General features: G+C 72.7%; 16 protein-coding genes. 9 read left to right on the forward strand and 7 right to left on the reverse strand.

Annotation, left to right across the window (positions count from 1 at the left end; genetic code table 11):
* The first annotated feature begins 1 nt into the window (after window position 1).
* The 6 genes from ACIHEJ_RS10355 to ACIHEJ_RS10380 are packed head-to-tail and all read left to right on the forward strand — an operon-like array spanning window position 2 to window position 3,524.
* Window positions 2-709 (forward strand): DNA primase, encoded by a 708-nt coding sequence (locus tag ACIHEJ_RS10355; RefSeq protein ID WP_400133832.1) that lies wholly within the window; start codon window positions 2-4, stop codon window positions 707-709.
* Complete coding sequence (locus ACIHEJ_RS10360) at window positions 706-1,869, forward strand: SRPBCC family protein (protein ID WP_400133834.1); 1,164 nt, start codon at window positions 706-708, stop codon at window positions 1,867-1,869. The genes ACIHEJ_RS10355 and ACIHEJ_RS10360 overlap by 4 nt, the downstream gene beginning before the upstream one ends.
* Window positions 1,866-2,228, forward strand: coding sequence for a gas vesicle protein (locus ACIHEJ_RS10365; protein WP_400133836.1), 363 nt, complete (start codon window positions 1,866-1,868; stop codon window positions 2,226-2,228). Before ACIHEJ_RS10360 ends, ACIHEJ_RS10365 begins: the two co-directional genes overlap by 4 nt.
* Window positions 2,225-3,061 (forward strand): GvpL/GvpF family gas vesicle protein, encoded by an 837-nt coding sequence (locus ACIHEJ_RS10370; RefSeq protein ID WP_400133838.1) that lies wholly within the window; start codon window positions 2,225-2,227, stop codon window positions 3,059-3,061. Before ACIHEJ_RS10365 ends, ACIHEJ_RS10370 begins: the two co-directional genes overlap by 4 nt.
* Window positions 3,058-3,246: a gas vesicle protein gene (locus ACIHEJ_RS10375; protein WP_366016737.1), complete on the forward strand. Its 189-nt coding sequence runs from the start codon at window positions 3,058-3,060 to the stop codon at window positions 3,244-3,246. Before ACIHEJ_RS10370 ends, ACIHEJ_RS10375 begins: the two co-directional genes overlap by 4 nt.
* Window positions 3,243-3,524, forward strand: a complete 282-nt coding sequence (locus tag ACIHEJ_RS10380) for a gas vesicle protein K (RefSeq protein WP_400133840.1) — start codon at window positions 3,243-3,245, stop codon at window positions 3,522-3,524. The genes ACIHEJ_RS10375 and ACIHEJ_RS10380 overlap by 4 nt, the downstream gene beginning before the upstream one ends.
* Window positions 3,525-3,575: 51 nt before the next feature.
* Here the strand turns inward: ACIHEJ_RS10380 and ACIHEJ_RS10385 are convergent, their stop codons facing one another.
* On the reverse strand, window positions 3,576-4,415 hold the full coding sequence (locus ACIHEJ_RS10385; protein WP_400133843.1) for a methyltransferase domain-containing protein: 840 nt from the start codon (window positions 4,413-4,415) through the stop codon (window positions 3,576-3,578).
* Window positions 4,416-4,572: 157 nt separating this feature from the next.
* Window positions 4,573-6,066: a bifunctional phosphatase PAP2/diacylglycerol kinase family protein gene (locus ACIHEJ_RS10390; protein ID WP_400133845.1), complete on the reverse strand. Its 1,494-nt coding sequence runs from the start codon at window positions 6,064-6,066 to the stop codon at window positions 4,573-4,575.
* An 81-nt stretch (window positions 6,067-6,147) separates the two neighbouring features.
* Here ACIHEJ_RS10390 and ACIHEJ_RS10395 point away from each other — a divergent pair, with 81 nt between their 5' ends.
* Both ACIHEJ_RS10395 and ACIHEJ_RS10400 read left to right on the forward strand, forming a co-directional pair.
* Window positions 6,148-6,804 (forward strand): histidine phosphatase family protein, encoded by a 657-nt coding sequence (locus ACIHEJ_RS10395; protein ID WP_400133847.1) that lies wholly within the window; start codon window positions 6,148-6,150, stop codon window positions 6,802-6,804.
* 294 nt (window positions 6,805-7,098) lie between these two features.
* Complete coding sequence (locus ACIHEJ_RS10400) at window positions 7,099-8,718, forward strand: ABC-F family ATP-binding cassette domain-containing protein (protein WP_400133849.1); 1,620 nt, start codon at window positions 7,099-7,101, stop codon at window positions 8,716-8,718.
* Between the two features lie 123 nt (window positions 8,719-8,841).
* Here ACIHEJ_RS10400 and ACIHEJ_RS10405 read toward each other — a convergent pair whose 3' ends face one another.
* A complete protein-coding gene (locus ACIHEJ_RS10405; RefSeq protein ID WP_400133851.1) occupies window positions 8,842-9,957 on the reverse strand; it encodes a Vms1/Ankzf1 family peptidyl-tRNA hydrolase in 1,116 nt (371 codons plus the stop codon).
* A gap of 57 nt (window positions 9,958-10,014) precedes the next feature.
* Here ACIHEJ_RS10405 and ACIHEJ_RS10410 point away from each other — a divergent pair, with 57 nt between their 5' ends.
* The gene (locus tag ACIHEJ_RS10410; protein WP_400133853.1) at window positions 10,015-10,302 is read left to right on the forward strand and encodes a DUF6158 family protein; all 288 of its coding nucleotides are present in this window, start codon (window positions 10,015-10,017) and stop codon (window positions 10,300-10,302) included.
* Window positions 10,303-10,457: 155 nt separating this feature from the next.
* Here ACIHEJ_RS10410 and ACIHEJ_RS10415 read toward each other — a convergent pair whose 3' ends face one another.
* From ACIHEJ_RS10415 to ACIHEJ_RS10430, 4 genes are all read right to left on the reverse strand, one after another.
* On the reverse strand, window positions 10,458-11,000 hold the full coding sequence (locus ACIHEJ_RS10415) for a type 1 glutamine amidotransferase domain-containing protein (RefSeq protein ID WP_400133855.1): 543 nt from the start codon (window positions 10,998-11,000) through the stop codon (window positions 10,458-10,460).
* A gap of 5 nt (window positions 11,001-11,005) precedes the next feature.
* A complete protein-coding gene (locus tag ACIHEJ_RS10420) occupies window positions 11,006-11,662 on the reverse strand; it encodes a diguanylate cyclase (protein ID WP_400133857.1) in 657 nt (218 codons plus the stop codon).
* Window positions 11,659-12,036 carry a DUF2795 domain-containing protein gene (locus ACIHEJ_RS10425; RefSeq protein WP_400133859.1) on the reverse strand — a complete coding sequence of 126 codons (378 nt, stop codon included), beginning with the start codon at window positions 12,034-12,036 and terminating at the stop codon, window positions 11,659-11,661. Before ACIHEJ_RS10425 ends, ACIHEJ_RS10420 begins: the two co-directional genes overlap by 4 nt.
* Window positions 12,037-12,269: 233 nt before the next feature.
* Window positions 12,270-14,066 (reverse strand): thiamine pyrophosphate-requiring protein, encoded by a 1,797-nt coding sequence (locus tag ACIHEJ_RS10430; RefSeq protein ID WP_400133861.1) that lies wholly within the window; start codon window positions 14,064-14,066, stop codon window positions 12,270-12,272.
* Window positions 14,067-14,932: the final 866 nt, after the last annotated feature.

Genomic DNA, 14,932 nt, shown 5'->3' on the forward strand with positions numbered 1-14,932 from the left:
CATGAACCGAACGGCACTGGGCCTCGCCATAGGGGCCGGATACTTCCTGGGACGGACGAAGAAACTCAAGATGGCCCTCGCGGTCGGATCCCTGGTTGCCGGGAAGAAGCTCAACCTCAGTCCGAAGATGCTCGCGGACGTGGTGAGCCAGCAGTTGAAGAACAACCCGCAGTTCAAGGAGATCGGCGACCAGGTGCGCCATGAACTGCGAGGGGCCGGCAAGGCCGCCTCCGGGGCCATGGTCGAGCGACAGATGCACGCTCTCGCCGACCGCCTGCACAGCCGCACCTCCGGAGTGCGGGACGAACTGAACGGAGCGGTTCCCGGCGCCGGTTCCGACGAGTCCGACGAGTCCGACGACCAGGAGCCGCAGGACGAGGAAGCGCAGGACGAGGAAGCGCGGGACGAGGAGTCACGAGGCGACGGCGAGGAGGACTCCGGCGAGGACAGGCCGCGCCGCGGGGCCGGCGGGAACGCCGAGCGGCGGGGCGACGCGCCGCGCAAGAAGGCGGCCAAGAAGGCCCCCGACAACAAGGCCCCCGCCAAGAAGGCCGCGGCGAAGACCCCCGCCAAGAACGCCCCGGCCAAGAAGACGGCGGCGAAGAAGACGACCGCGGCCCGCAAGGCGGCGGCGAAGAAGCCGGCGGCCGCCGGTGGCGCCGCGCGCGGTACCGCCTCGCGACAGTCGAAGGGCGGCGATGACCGATGACCGAGGCTCTCGGATCCGCCAAGTCCGCGGCCGGCAAGGCCACGGGTGCGGCCAAGGACAACCCGCTGACCGACCTCGCCCACAGCGAGGCCGCCGACCGGCTGAAGGCGGAGGCCCAGGAGTATCTGGCCGCGCAAGCCACGAAGATGCTCGCCGGCCTCGGCCGAAAACTGGGCGAGACGACGGTCAAGCTCAACGACATAGCCGACGGCAACAGCCCTGGCTTCGCCAAGCTCGCGCTCGACGGCGGCCGCAAGCTCGCCGAGGGCAAGGGTCCGCTGCGCTCCGCGCTGGAGTTGGGCGGCTCCCGCGTCAAGGAGAACGTGATGAACGCGGTCAGAAACCTCGGGGGCAGCAAGGGCAAGAAGGGCGGCGCGGGCAAGAAGCCCACCGTCATCATGGAGTCCATCGACATCGGCGTACCGCTGCGCACCGCGTACGACCAGTGGACGCAGTACAAGGACTTCAGCAACTTCGCCAAGGGCGTCAAGAGCGCGAGCCGCTCCGACGACACCCACTCCGACTGGCAGGCGAAGATCTTCTGGTCCAGCCGCAGCTGGAAGGCGCAGACCACCGAACAGATACCCGACTACCGCATCCAGTGGACGTCGGAGGGCGCCAAGGGCACGACCAAGGGCGTGGTCTCCTTCCACCGGCTGGAGGAGAACCTCACCCGCGTCCTGCTGGTCATCGAGTACTACCCGACCGGCCTGTTCGAGAAGACCGGCAACATCTGGCGCGCCCAGGGCCGCCGGGCCAGGCTGGACCTGAAGCACTTCGCCCGCTTCATCACCCTCAAGGGTGAGGCGGAGGACAGCTGGCGCGGCGAGATCCGCGACGGCGAGGTGGTGAAGAGCCACGAGGACGCCATGGCCGAGGAGGAGCAGGAGGCCGGGGCAGCCGAGGACGAGGGCGCCGAGGACGAGGCCGGGGAGCCGCAGGAGGGCGAGGAAGAGGAGGAAGAGGAGGAAGAGGAGGAGGGCGAGCCCGAGTACGAGGACGAGGCCGAGGAGCCCTACGAGGACGAGGCCGAGGAGGGTGAGGAGCCCGAGGAGGAGTACGAGGAGGACGAGGAGCCCGAAGGCGAGGCCGAGGAGCCCGAAGGCGAGTACGACGAGGAAGAGGAACCCGAGTACGCCGGAGGCGGGAGCCGTCGATGACGACACCCAGCCGCTTCGGGGACTCCGGCAGCCGGTTCCCCGAGCCGTACGGCCAGGGCGGAGGAGCCAACCTCGCCGACATCCTGGAGCGCGTGCTCGACAAGGGCATCGTGATCGCGGGCGACATCCGGATCAACCTGCTCGACATCGAACTGCTCACCGTCAAGCTGCGCCTCATCGTCGCATCGGTGGACAAGGCCAAGGAGATGGGCATCGACTGGTGGGAGACCGACCCCGCGCTCTCGTCCCGCGCCCGCCGGGACGAGCTGGCGCGGGAGAACGCCGAGCTGAAGGAACGGCTGGCCCGGCTGGAGGAGCTGGAGCCGGGCCGCGCCCGCGCACCGAGGGAGGCGCCATGACCGGACTGCGCTACGTCTACGCCGTCTGCCGCCTCTTCGACACGCCCCTGCAGATGCAGCTCACGGGCATCGGGGGCGCTCCTCCGGCGCTGGTGCACCACCACGGTCTCGTCGCGGTCGTCAGCACCGTCCCCGAGGCCGACTTCCGCGAGGAGGCACTGAAGGCCCACCTGGAGGACCTGGACTGGCTGGCGGCGACCGCCCGCGCCCACCAGGGTGTGATCGACGCGCTCACCACCGTCACCACGCCGCTGCCGCTCCGGCTCGGGACCGTCTTCCGGGACGACAGCGGGGTGCGCGCGATGATCGAGGCCCGTGAGGCGGACTTCCGGCGCTCCCTGGACCGGCTGGCCGGCCGGGTGGAGTGGGGCGTGAAGGTCTACCTGGAGGCCGAGCCCGAGGAGCCGGCCCCCGCCGCGCCGGCGCAGCCGGTGAGCGGCCGGGACTATCTGCGCCGGCGCCGCGAGCGCACCCACGCCCACGAGGACCAGTGGCAGCGAGCCGAGGCGTTCGCGCGGTCCCTGCACGAGCGGCTGTCCCGGTACGCCGAGGACTGCCGGCTGCACGCCCCGCAGAACGCCGCCCTGTCCCACGTGCCGGGCCGCAACGTGCTCAACGCGGCCTATCTGGTGCCCCGCAGGCAGTGCGAGGAGTTCGTGGAGATGGTGGACCGCACGAAGGACGAGGCGCCCGGCATGCGGGTGGAGCTCACCGGTCCGTGGGCCGCGTACTCGTTCACCGGAGAGGACACCGCGCAGGAGCCGCAGCGCACCCAGGAGACCCGGGAGTCGCGGGGGACGAAGGAGACTCAAGCATCCGGGGAGGCGTCGTGACCGTCGTCGAACGGCGCGAGATCGCGCTCGTGGACCTGCTCGACCGGCTGCTCGCCGGCGGCGTCGTCCTCACCGGGGACATCACCCTGCGCATCGCGGACGTCGACCTGGTCCGCATCGACCTGAACGCGCTGATCAGCTCCGTCAACCAGCAGGTCCCCTCACCCTTCGAGGAGCTGCTGTGAGCCCCCGCAACCGGCTCGACCTGGAACCCGACACGGTCGAACGCGACCTGGTGAAACTCGTCCTGACCGTGGTGGAGCTGCTGCGCCAGCTGATGGAGCGGCAGGCCGTGCGCCGCTTCGACACCGGCGAGCTGACCGAGGACCAGGAGGAGCGGATCGGACTGACCCTGATGCTCCTGGAGGACCGGATGGCGGAGCTTCGGGAGCGCTACGGGCTGCGGCCCGAGGACCTGAACCTGGACCTCGGGCCGCTCGGCCCCCTGCTTCCCCGCGACTGAAACCCGGCAGCCGGGCCCAGACGTCCTTGCGGGCCTCTGGGCCTTGCGGTCCTAGCGGGCCCAGCGGTCCTGGCGGTCCTTCCGGCACAGGATCTCCCCGTGCAGGACGGCGAACCAGCCGTCGTCCTGCCGCCCCCACTCCCGCCAGGCCTTTGCCACCTCCCGCAGCTCCTCGGCGCTCGCGTGTCCGCCTCCGGTGGCCCGTCCGGCGTAGTCGGAGACGACGGTCCGGTCGGCCCACAGGCCGCTCCACCAGGCCCGTTCCTCGGCAGTGGCGAACGTCCAGGTGCTGGTGGTGGCCGTGACGTCGGTGAAGCCGGCCGCCCGCGCCCACGCGTGCAGCCGGCGTCCGGCGTCGGGTTCGCCGCCGCCCGCACGGGCCACCCGCTCGTACAGGTCCAGCCAGTCGGTGAGGCCCGGCACCGCCGGATACCAGGTCATCGCCGCGTAGTCCGCGTCGCGTACGGCGACGAAACCGCCCGGCCTCGTCACCCGCCGCATCTCACGCAGCGCCTGCACCGGGTCGCCCACGTGCTGCAGCACCTGATGGGCGTGGACCACGCAGAACGTGTCGTCCGGGAAGTCCAGGGCGTGCACGTCGGCGACCGCGAAGTCGACGTTGGTCAGGCCGCGCCCGGCGGCCGTCGCCCTGGCCTGTTCCAGGACGCCCGGCGCGTGGTCGACACCGGTGACCCGGCCGTCGGGGACCAGCTCCGCCAGGTCCGCGGTGATGGTCCCGGGGCCGCAGCCGATGTCCAGCACCCTCATGTGGGGCTTCAGCGAACCGAGCAGATAGGCCGCGGAGTTGGCGGCGGTCCGCCAGGTGTGCGAACGCAGCACCGACTCGTGGTGCCCGTGCGTGTAGACGGCGGTCTCCTGCGCTTTCGGCATGGCTGTACCCCTTCTCGTCGTACCGGACCGGTGTCCTCGGACCACCGGCGGTCGGTACGTGTCACGGTACGCGCGCATGTCGGATGATGAGACCTGCGTTTTGCATACTGGACTGACGAGCCGTCAGAAATATGTCTCCGGCGCGTCCGGCGATGTGTCAGAGTGCGGTCCGCAGCGGGCGGTACACCGTCAGGGCCTCAGGCATGTTCTCCACCGTCAGCTCGTCCGACACCACCGTCACCTCACCGTCGTACGCCAGCGGGGTGCCGGGCGCGACGCCGGTCAGCCGCAACCGGTTCACCTGCACCGCCGCATGCGCCGGCGACCGGGTCAGCGGGCCCGCGACGGCCGCGGCGAGCAGCCGCAGCGCGGGCCGCCGGCTGCCGTGCACCACCCGCACGTCCAGCAGCCCGTCCGCCAGGTCGGTACGGCGGCCCGGCGCGAGACCCATGCGGTGGTACACGCCGTTACCGACGAACAGCAGCCACAGCGGCCGCTGTTCACCGCCGACCTCCAGCCGCAGCGGATGCCGGTCCGCGCGCAGCACCCGCAGCGCGCCCAGCACCCCGGCCGGCCAGCCGCCGATCCGGTGCGACCAGCGATCCCGCTCGCGCACCAGCTCCGGATAGACGCCCAGGCTCAGCGTGTTCAGGAACAGGCCCTCCGTGTCACCGGAGACGAACCGGCCCGCGTCCACCCGCACCGCCTCACCGTGCCGGACCGCCCGGGCCAGGTCGCGTTCGTCCTCCACACCCAGGTCGTAGGCGAAGTGGTTCAGGGTGCCGCCGGGCAGCACCGCGAGCGGCAGACCGTGCCGCAGCGCGATCCCGGCCGCCGCGTTCACCGTGCCGTCGCCGCCGCACACGCCGAGCACCCGCGCCCGCGCCGCCGCCTTCGCCAGCTCGTCCGCGACATCCTCCGGATCGCACTCGACGATCTCCGCCGCCGGCAGCGCGTCGTGCAGGGCGCGCACCCGGTCGGCCGTGCCCGAGGCCCGGTTGGCGACCACCACCAGACCGTCGCCCTCGTGCAGCGCCGGCGCCTCGGCGCGCGGCCGGGCGGGCCGCCGCACCCCGGCACGCGTCGGCACCAGCCGCCGTACCAGGAAGGCGGCGCCCACACCGAACGCCGCCCCGGCCAGCACATCGCTCGGGAAGTGCACCCCCGTGTACACCCGGGAGGCCGCCACCGAGAACGCCACCGGCGCCACCGCGGCCCCCCAGGCCGGCGACTCCAGCGCCACCCCGGTCGCGAAGGCCGCCGCCGACGCGGCGTGCCCGGACGGGAACGAGGTGGTGATCGGCTGCCGCCTCAGCTGCCGCACCAGCGGCACCGGGTCCAGCACCGGGCGGGCCCGGCGCACCGACCGCTTGCCCAGAGTGTTGATCGTCAGCGACGCCAGGCCGAGAGAGGCCAGCCCCCGGACCGCCGCCCGCCGGGACCGGGGGGTACGGCTCGCGGCCATCGCGGCGGCCGTGGCGAACCACAGCACACCGTGGTTCGCGCCGCGGCTGAGGCGCGGCAGAACCCGCTCGGCACCCGGCCAGTGCCAGGCGGCGGCCGCCTCGAACAGCCGGCCGTCCAGGTCCAGCAGCTTGCACAGCGGATTGCGGGCGGTCACGGCACCGGTCAGGTCCAGATCTGGGCTCATGGGGTGCGGTTACCCTGAAGTGCCCGTTTCTTGTGTGCGTCTGCGCCGGGTGGCCCACACCGGCGCGAGAGGTGGTCCCGGATGCGTCTGCTCCTCGTCCGCCACGGCGAGACCCCGTCCAACGTGGACCACCTGCTGGACACCGCCGCCCCCGGACCCGCCCTCACCCCGCTCGGCCAGGCGCAGGCCGCCGCGCTTCCCGCGGCCCTCGCCGTCGAGGACATCGAAGGCCTCTACGCCTCCACCCTGCTCCGCGCCCGGCAGACCGCCGCCCCGCTGGCCGCGGCCCGGCACCTGCCGGTGACCGTCCGCGCCGGCATCCGCGAGCTGTCCGCCGGCGACCTGGAGATGCGGCCCGGCCGTTCACCCGAGGGCGAGCGGTACCTGCGCACCGTTTTCGCCTGGGCCGCCGGGGACACCGCCCTGCGGGTCCCCGGCGGGGAGAGCGGCGAGGAGGCCCTCGCCCGGTACGACGCGGTGGTCGCGGAGGCCGTCGCGAGCGGCGCCCGCACCGTCGCGATGGTCAGCCACGGCGCGGCGATCCGCGTGTGGACCGCCGCCCGCGCCGGCAACGTCGACGTCGCCTTCGCCGCGGCCCGCCCGCTGAGCAACACCGGAGTGGTCGTCCTGGAAGGCTCCCCGTCCGACGGCTGGAAGGCCCTGTCCTGGGAGGGCGCCACGGTCGAGCCGGCCGGGGAGAGCGGCCCGGCGGGGGAACCCCTGGACACGGAGGCGTAGCGGCCAAGCCTCGGAACACGAGGGGAGCCGCAGGATCTCGACGGGCGGCATGGGCGCGCGGAAGAGCCGTCGGGCGGGCGTGTGTGGTGGTGCGGGGGAGCCGTCGGGCGGGCGTGTGTGGTGGTGCGGGGGAGCCGTCGGGCGGGCGTGTGTGGTGGTGCGGGGGAGCCGTCGGACGGGGACCCGTGGCGGTGCGGGGGAGCCGTCGGACGAGGACCCGTGGCGGTGCGGGTGCCGGCCCGCGGCGGATATCGGTTTGCCCCTGCTCGCCGGTGCCCCGCAGAATGCCCTCCCATGGGACACCTGGAAGCCGCGCACCTCGAGTACCACCTCCCGGACGGAAGGACACTGCTGGGGGACGTGTCCTTCCGGGTCGGTGAAGGCGCCGCCGTCGCCCTGGTCGGCCCGAACGGCGCCGGCAAGACGACCCTGCTGCGGCTGATCTGCGGCGAGCTGAAACCGCACGGCGGCACGGTCACCGTCAGCGGCGGCCTCGGCGTGATGCGTCAGTTCGTCGGCTCCGTACGCGACGAGACGACCGTACGGGACCTGCTCGTCTCCGTCGCCCCGCCCCGCATACGACAGGCCGCACAGGCCGTGGACCGGGCCGAGCACGCCGTCATGACCGTAGACGACGAGGCCGCCCAGATGAACTACGCCCAGGCCCTCGCCGACTGGGCCGAGGCGCGCGGTTACGAGGCCGAGACCCTGTGGGACATGTGCACCACCGCCGCCCTCGGCATGCCCTACGAGCGCGCCCAGTGGCGGCAGGTGCGCACCCTCTCCGGCGGCGAGCAGAAACGCCTCGTGCTGGAGGCGCTGCTGCGCGGCACCGACGAGGTGCTGCTCCTCGACGAGCCGGACAACTACCTCGACGTGCCCGGCAAACGCTGGCTGGAAGAACAGCTCGCCCAGACCCGCAAGACGGTCCTGTTCGTCTCCCACGACCGCGAACTCCTCGCCCGCGCCGCCGAGAAGATCGTCTCCGTCGAACCCGGCCCGGCCGGCGCCGACGCCTGGGTGCACGGCGGCGGCTTCGCCACCTACCACGAGGCCCGCCGCGAACGCTTCGCCCGCTTCGAGGAACTGCGCCGCCGCTGGGACGAGAAGCACGCCCAACTGAAGAAACTCGTCCTGAACCTCCGTCAGGCCGCCGCCTCCAGCCACGAGTTGGCGTCCCGGTACGCCGCCGCGCAGACCCGCCTGCGCAAGTTCGAGGAGGCCGGCCCGCCCCCGGAGCCGCCCCGCGAGCAGGACATCACCATGCGCCTGAAGGGCGGCCGCACCGGCGTACGGGCCGTCACCTGCACCGGGCTCGAACTGACCGGTCTGATGCGGCCGTTCGACCTGGAGGTCTTCTACGGCGAACGGGTCGCCGTCCTCGGCTCCAACGGCTCCGGCAAGTCCCACTTCCTGCGCCTGCTGGCCGGCGAGGACGTCGCGCACACCGGCGAGTTCAAGCTCGGCGCCCGGGTCGTGCCCGGCCACTTCGCGCAGACCCACGCCCACCCCGAACTGTACGGCCGTACCCTGCTCGACATCCTGTGGAAGGAGCACGCCCAGGACCGGGGGGCGGCGATGGCGCGGCTGCGCCGCTACGAACTGTCCCAGCAGGCCGAGCAGCCCTTCGAACGGCTCTCCGGCGGCCAGCAGGCCCGCTTCCAGATCCTCCTGCTCGAACTGCGCGGCGTCACGGCACTGCTGCTGGACGAGCCCACCGACAACCTCGACCTGGAGTCCGCCGAGGCCCTCCAGGAGGGCCTGGAGGCCTTCGACGGCACCGTCCTCGCGGTCACCCACGACCGCTGGTTCGCCCGCTCCTTCGACCGCTACCTGGTCTTCGGCAGCGACGGCCGCGTCCGCGAGACCGCCGAACCGGTGTGGGACGAACGGCGGGTGGAGCGGGCCCGCTGAGACCCGTGCGGCGAGTCCGCCGGGACCGTGCGGCGAGTCCGCCGGGCCGCACGCGGGCGGGGCCGCACATCGGTGCGGACCCGCGCCCCGTCGAGCCGTACCCGGTACCCGAAGCGGACGCCGTCACGCCCAGCGCAGCAGCGCCCCCAGGCCGCCCACCGCGACCTCGTCCCCCGTCTCCTCCAGGACGGGGCTCAGCGACAGCACCGGCGCGTCCGTCACCACGGCCGCCCGGACCAGCGCGTCATCGGCGCGGGCCGGCCAGGACAGCTGCTCGCCGAGGGTTTTCAGCTCCGTCCGCCGGGCCGCCAGCTGGGCCGGGTCCTCGCCGATCCACACCTGACGGTGCGTGTCCGGCGCGTCCGGACGGATCAGCAGCTCGGCCAGCCGGTGCTCACGCGCCGCCTCGATCAACTGCGGCACGCCCTCCACGGCCCCCGTCCGCCGCTCCTCGTCCGGCGCCCGGGCCGCCCGGAACCGGTCCACCTCGGCGAGGATCCGCTGCCGCACGCACCGGGCCCGGATCTCCTCCACCTCCTGCGGCAGCAGCCGGCTGCCGATGCCGTGCCCGGTCTCCACCGCCCGGTCCCGCAGCCGCTTCGGCAACTGCTCGTGCACCGACCGGCACTCCCGCTCCTCCCCGCACAGGATCAGCAGATCGGCACCGGTCTCGGCCTGGCACGCCGCGAGCGCCTCGGCGACCTCGCGCGCGTTGTGCTCCCACGTGTTCTCGACCTTCAGCCGGAAGTGCCGCTCGGACCAGCCGGAGGCCTTCGCCCGGTGCACCGGCCACTGCCGGCCCGTCACCCCACCGGCCGCCTCGTGCAGCAGCGCGCCGCGCACCTCGAAATCGGCACCCCTGCGGTCGATGTACGCCACCAGCGACACCGGATCCTCGCCGGCCAGATCCAGCAACGGTGTCACATGCGGCAGCGCTCCCCAGTGCACCAGGCCGTCCGGCGGCCGACGCGTCAGCGGCACCTGCAGCGCCACCTCGCCGCCCCGGGCGAACAGCGCCACCCCGTACGGCTCCGCCGAACGCCGCAACCCCTCCACGGCCTCGTACACCGCCCGGCACGTGACCTCGTCGGCGCCCTGCTCCCGCAGGCTCCCGGACACCGCCTGCGCCGTCAGATGCCGTCGGTGCTGCATGTCCTCGTCGCGTCCGGACAGGTCGACGTACGCGGAGGCCCAGGACCCCGGATGTTCGTACAGTGGATTCAGGAACGCGAGCTCCATGGATTCCTCCCGGAAATCGCTCGAGGGCAGTGCATCCCGGGCGGGTACCCGGACCCCATGAACGAACACGACGAGCGGGGCACCACCATGACCGGAGTCGACCCCAGCCGACTGGACGACCAGCAGCTCATGAAAGAGCTGGAGACCATCCACCGCACACGCCACGACACCCTCCTGTACGCCTCCAACGACGCGCTGCGGGCCCACAACGAGCGCATGGCGCAGCTGGAGGGCGAGTACCTGCGCCGCAACCCGCGCCGTCTGGTCAGCGCGGCCCGCACCCGCGAGGGCGCCCGCGAGCGCGGCTGCGGCGAAGCGGCGACCCCGGACACCGCCGGCACCTGACCGGCGCCCCCCGCACGCCAAGCCCCCACCCGGACGCGAAAGGGCCGGCCCGCACGGGCCGGCCCTTCACGCCCCGGATCACGCCCGATCACCCGATCACCGGATCACGCCGTATCCACGCCTCGGACGTATCCCGGACGTGTCTCGCGTGCCGCTCAGCCGGGATCCCCGGCGAACACGTGCAGGAACGCGTCGCAGAACGCCTTCAGATCATCCGGCTTACGGCTGGTCACCAGCTGGTTGGAACCGTGGTCGCAGATCTTCACCTGCTCGTCCACCCAGGTGCCGCCCGCATTGCGGATGTCCGTCCGCAGACTCGGCCACGAGGTCAGCACCCGGCCCCGCACCACATCGGCCTCCACCAGCGTCCACGGCGCATGACAGATCGCCGCCACCGGACGGCCCCCGTCGAAGAACGCCTTCACGAACGCGACGGCCTTCTCGTCCATCCGCAGGAAGTCCGGGTTCGCCACCCCGCCCGGCAGCACCAGACCACCGAACGAACCCGCCGACGCCTCACCCACCACCTCGTCCACGGGAAACGTGTCCGCCTTGTCGAGATGGTTGAACGCCTGGATCTTCCCCGGCTCGGTCGACACCAGCACCGGCTGGTGCCCGGCGTCCGAGGCCGCCTTCCACGGCTCGGTCAGCTCCACCTGCTCGACACCCTCCGGTGCCACCAAAAACGCGATACGCATGGTCCTCAGCTTCCTTTCCTGTCCCGCAGCACACGCCCGCGGGCCCGGCCGCGCCGCTTGCGCGCCCCGGCCGCCCGCAGGCAGCGCAGCAGCTCCTCGCCGTACGGCAACAGCACACACGCGCCGATCCCGACACCGATGCCCGCCAGATAGCCCGGCGACAGCGGGCGCCGGCGCGGCACCAGACGCCACGCGTCCGGATCCCCGTGCCCGCCCCGCATCAGCGACCGCACCTGATCGGCGTGCAGGCACATCAGCGACGCCAGCCCGCCGAACGGCAGCGACTCCAGAAAGCTGTGCACATGCTGCTCGACCGGCTTGACCTCACGGTCGCTGTCCACGGCCGTCCGCACGTCCCACAGCGCCGTCGCCTCGTGCACCGCCGCCGCGCCCAGCTGCACGGCCAGCAGCAGCGGATTGACCTCGTAGCGCAGGGTGAGCGCGATCGGCACGCCCACCTCCGCCATCATCAGCGCGTGGATCAGGGACTCCTTCGTCCCCGCCGTGTCCTCGATCCGGGTCCGCCGGTGCAGCGCCCAGTCCACCAGCCCCGGCACGAACCAGCCGGGCAACAGCCCGTACAGCAGGAAACGTGTCGTGGCCTCACCGACGTCGACAGTGGCGCCGGCCGCGTTGGTCCGGGCGGCCAGATCCCGGCTCATGCGCCTCCCGCCAGTGCCTCCGCCAACTGCTGCACGTTCTCGTAGCGCGCCGAGTGCGGCAGCTCGCCCACCGCGTCCACCAGCCCGCCCGGCGCGTTCTTCCGGCGCAACGTCCGGGCCAGGTCACGGGCGGTCGCCGGGAACGAGGCCCGGCTCAGGGCGCGCGCCAGCTCCGTCCGTACCCGCTCCAGCGACGCCGGCGCCCCCAGGCCGCCCACAGGGCCGCTCCACACCTCCGGGTCGTCGTCGGCGGCGGGTTCCGGGTCGTGCCACTCCTCCACGCGTGTCGGATGCCCGGACCGCAGGAGCCCCTTCAGCTCGTGCTTCATCTCGTCGTCCCGGTGTGCGCTCAGCCGGTCACTGCCTCGCTGCATGTCTCCCTCCAGAGGGTCGAAGGTCCGCACCGCGTACCCGGTCGCCCCACGGCCGACACCGGGGCCGACCGCCGGAAACCGGCCGTTCGAACACGGCTTCCGGCCCGTACGGCCACGGCTCCCGGCCGCTTCCGGCCACGGCCCGGCCGCTTCCGGCCACGGCTTACCCCGTCGGCCGCTGCTGCTCCCGTCGGTCACGGCTTCTCTCGTCCGTTCACGGCTTCTTCCGTCGGCTACTGCTTGGCCCGCCCCGGCAGGAACTCCTGCACCTTCGCCTTGAGCCCCTGCTTGATCATCGAACGCCGGTCCGCGTCGCCCTTGAGGATCGCGGACGCCGTGGCCTCCATCTGCTCCCACGTCGCGTGCGGCGGAATCGGCGGCACGGCCGGGTCCGTGAGGAACTCGATCACGCACGGCCCGTCCGCCTCCAGCGCCTGCCGCCAGCCCGCCTCCACGTCCTCCGGCTTCTCCACCCGGATCCCGGTCAGACCGAGCGACCGGGCGAATGCCGCGTACTGCACGTCCGGGATCGACTGCGACGGCAGGAACGACGGCGAGCCCTCCATGGCCCGCATCTCCCAGGTCACCTGGTTCAGGTCCTGGTTGTTCCACACCGCCACCACCAGCCGCGGATCCGACCAGCGGTCCTTGTACTTCGCCGCCGTGATCATCTCCGCGAGCCCGTTCATCTGCATCGCCCCGTCCCCCACCAGCGCGAACACCGGCCGGTCCGGATGCGCGAACTTCGCCCCGATCGCGTACGGCACGCCCGGGCCCATCGTCGCCAGCGTCCCGGACAGCGAACCCCGCATCCCCGGCCGCATGGTGATGTGCCGCGCGTACCAGTTCGCGACCGAACCGGAGTCCGACGTCAGGATCGCGTCGTCCGGCAGCAGCGGATCCAGGGCGCGGGCCACGTACTCGGGGTTGATCGGATCGGCCGACTGGGCCGCCCGCCGGTCCATCGTCTCGTGCCAGCGCTTCACGTTCGCGCACACCGTGTCGTACCACTCGCGCCCGCCCCGGTCGCTGTTCAGCAACGGGATCAGCCGCCGCAGCGTCGCCCTCGCGTCCCCGACGAGATTCACCTCGTACGGGAAACGCATACCGATCATGTGCGGATCGATGTCGATCTGCACCCCCCGCGCCTTGCCGAAGTCCGGCATGAACTGCGTGTACGGGAACGACGAACCGATCGTCAGCAGGGTGTCGCAGTCCCGCATCATCTCGTACGACGGCCGGCTGCCCAGCAGACCGATCGGCCCGGTGACATACGGCAGTTCGTCACTCAGCACGTCCTTGCCGAGCAGCGCCTTCGCCACCCCCGCACCGAGCAGCTCGGCGATCTCCTGCACCTCCGCGACCGCACCGGCGGCACCCTGGCCCACCAGCACGGCCACCTTGTCACCCGCGTTCAGCACATCCGCCGCCCGGCGCAGCGCCTCGTCCGTCGGGGTCGCCGTGTAGTCGCTCATGCCCAGACTGGACGGCACCATCTTGAACTCGTGCGTCGGCGCCGAGTAGTCCAGCTCCTGCACATCGGCCGGGATGATCAGCGCCGTCGGGCAACGCCGCGCGTACGCCGTGCGGATCGCCCGGTCCAGCACGTTCGGCAGCTGCTCGGGCACCGTCACCGTCTCCACGAACTCCGAGGCGACGTCCTTGTACAGCGTGTGCAGGTCGACCTCCTGCTGGTACGAGCCGCCCATCGCAGTCCGGTTCGTCTGGCCGACGATCGCCAGCACCGGCACATGGTCGAGCTTGGCGTCGTACAGGCCGTTGAGCAGATGGATGGCGCCGGGCCCCGAGGTGGCCGCGCACACACCGAGCTTCCCGCTGAACTTGGCGTACCCCACCGCCTCGAACGCGGACATCTCCTCGTGCCGGGACTGGATGAACCTCGGCCGGTCCTCGGCGCGGCCCCAGGCGGCGAGCAGTCCGTTGATGCCGTCGCCCGGATAGCCGAAGACCTGATCCACCCCCCAAGCGCGCAGGCGCTCGAGAATGTGGTCGGAGACCTTGGTGCTCATGGAGAGACCTCCCCGGTGCAGTGCGAAGCGGACGGTCCGGTCAGCACGTTCCGAGTGACCTGCGAGGGAGACGGAAAACCTCTCGGCGGGGGAGCGGGTGGGAGTGTTGCGGGGTCCGCGGGGTTGTGGGCAGGGGTCGGCGGTGTCGGTGGCGGTGGGTGCGGGGTGCGGGGTGCGGGGTGTGGGGTGCGGCTGAGCGGCGGTGAGGCGGCGGGGCCCGTGGGGTGTGGTGCGCGGCGGGGGCGGGTGGGGTGTGGTGCGCGCGGAGTAACGCGAGGCGCGTGGCCGGGGCGTGTGGTGGGTTGCCCGGGCGTGGCGCGTGGGGAATGGTGCGGCGCCAGGGCGCGTGGTGCGTGGCCGAGGAGCGCGGCCGCGGTGCGTGGGCGTGGGCGTGGTGTGCGGCCGCGGTGCGTGGGCGTGGGCGTGGGCATGGGCGTGGTGCGCGGCCGTGGTGCGTGGGCGTGGGCGTGGTGCGCGGCCGTGGTGCGTGGGCGTGGGCGTGGTGCGCGGCCGTGGTGCGTGGGCGTGGTGCGTGGGCGTGGGCGTGGTGCGCGGCCGTGGTGCGTGGTGCGCGGCCGCGGTGCGTGGTGCGGGGGCGTTGTCCGCCGTCGGGGGAGCGGCGGGTCGTCCGGCTGCGCGGGGCGTCGGGGCGTACGACTGCGGGAGCCGTCGTGATTCACCCGGCCGGCCGTGCGCGTCCCGCGAATGGGGTCCGGCCGCGCGCGGTACGGCCCCGCGCGGGCTGTCATGGCAGCGAGGGCACCCCCCGTGCCCCGCACCCATGACGCCGTACGGCAGCACCGCCCGCCGTACCCCGTGCCGGTGACCGCCGTACCGCCCCACCGGTGCGCCGGCGCTCCGCCGTC

It is taken from the genome of Streptomyces sp. NPDC052301 (assembly GCF_044593395.1).
Classification (GTDB): Bacteria; Actinomycetota; Actinomycetes; order Streptomycetales; family Streptomycetaceae; genus Streptomyces.

Excerpts from the sequence above, each read along its gene's own strand:
- ACIHEJ_RS10370 (WP_400133838.1), top strand. The coding sequence starts at position 2,225 with ATGACCGGACTGCGCTACGTCTACGCCGTCTGCCGCCTCTTCGACACG.
- ACIHEJ_RS10390 (WP_400133845.1), bottom strand. The coding sequence starts at position 6,066 with ATGAGCCCAGATCTGGACCTGACCGGTGCCGTGACCGCCCGCAATCCG.
- ACIHEJ_RS10385 (WP_400133843.1), bottom strand. The coding sequence starts at position 4,415 with ATGCCGAAAGCGCAGGAGACCGCCGTCTACACGCACGGGCACCACGAG.
- ACIHEJ_RS10425 (WP_400133859.1), bottom strand. The coding sequence starts at position 12,036 with ATGCAGCGAGGCAGTGACCGGCTGAGCGCACACCGGGACGACGAGATG.
- ACIHEJ_RS10395 (WP_400133847.1), top strand. The coding sequence starts at position 6,148 with ATGCGTCTGCTCCTCGTCCGCCACGGCGAGACCCCGTCCAACGTGGAC.
- ACIHEJ_RS10365 (WP_400133836.1), top strand. The coding sequence starts at position 1,866 with ATGACGACACCCAGCCGCTTCGGGGACTCCGGCAGCCGGTTCCCCGAG.
- ACIHEJ_RS10360 (WP_400133834.1), top strand. The coding sequence starts at position 706 with ATGACCGAGGCTCTCGGATCCGCCAAGTCCGCGGCCGGCAAGGCCACG.
- ACIHEJ_RS10420 (WP_400133857.1), bottom strand. The coding sequence starts at position 11,662 with ATGAGCCGGGATCTGGCCGCCCGGACCAACGCGGCCGGCGCCACTGTC.
- ACIHEJ_RS10415 (WP_400133855.1), bottom strand. The coding sequence starts at position 11,000 with ATGCGTATCGCGTTTTTGGTGGCACCGGAGGGTGTCGAGCAGGTGGAG.
- ACIHEJ_RS10405 (WP_400133851.1), bottom strand. The coding sequence starts at position 9,957 with ATGGAGCTCGCGTTCCTGAATCCACTGTACGAACATCCGGGGTCCTGG.
- ACIHEJ_RS10410 (WP_400133853.1), top strand. The coding sequence starts at position 10,015 with ATGAACGAACACGACGAGCGGGGCACCACCATGACCGGAGTCGACCCC.
- ACIHEJ_RS10400 (WP_400133849.1), top strand. The coding sequence starts at position 7,099 with ATGGGACACCTGGAAGCCGCGCACCTCGAGTACCACCTCCCGGACGGA.
- ACIHEJ_RS10355 (WP_400133832.1), top strand. The coding sequence starts at position 2 with ATGAACCGAACGGCACTGGGCCTCGCCATAGGGGCCGGATACTTCCTG.
- ACIHEJ_RS10430 (WP_400133861.1), bottom strand. The coding sequence starts at position 14,066 with ATGAGCACCAAGGTCTCCGACCACATTCTCGAGCGCCTGCGCGCTTGG.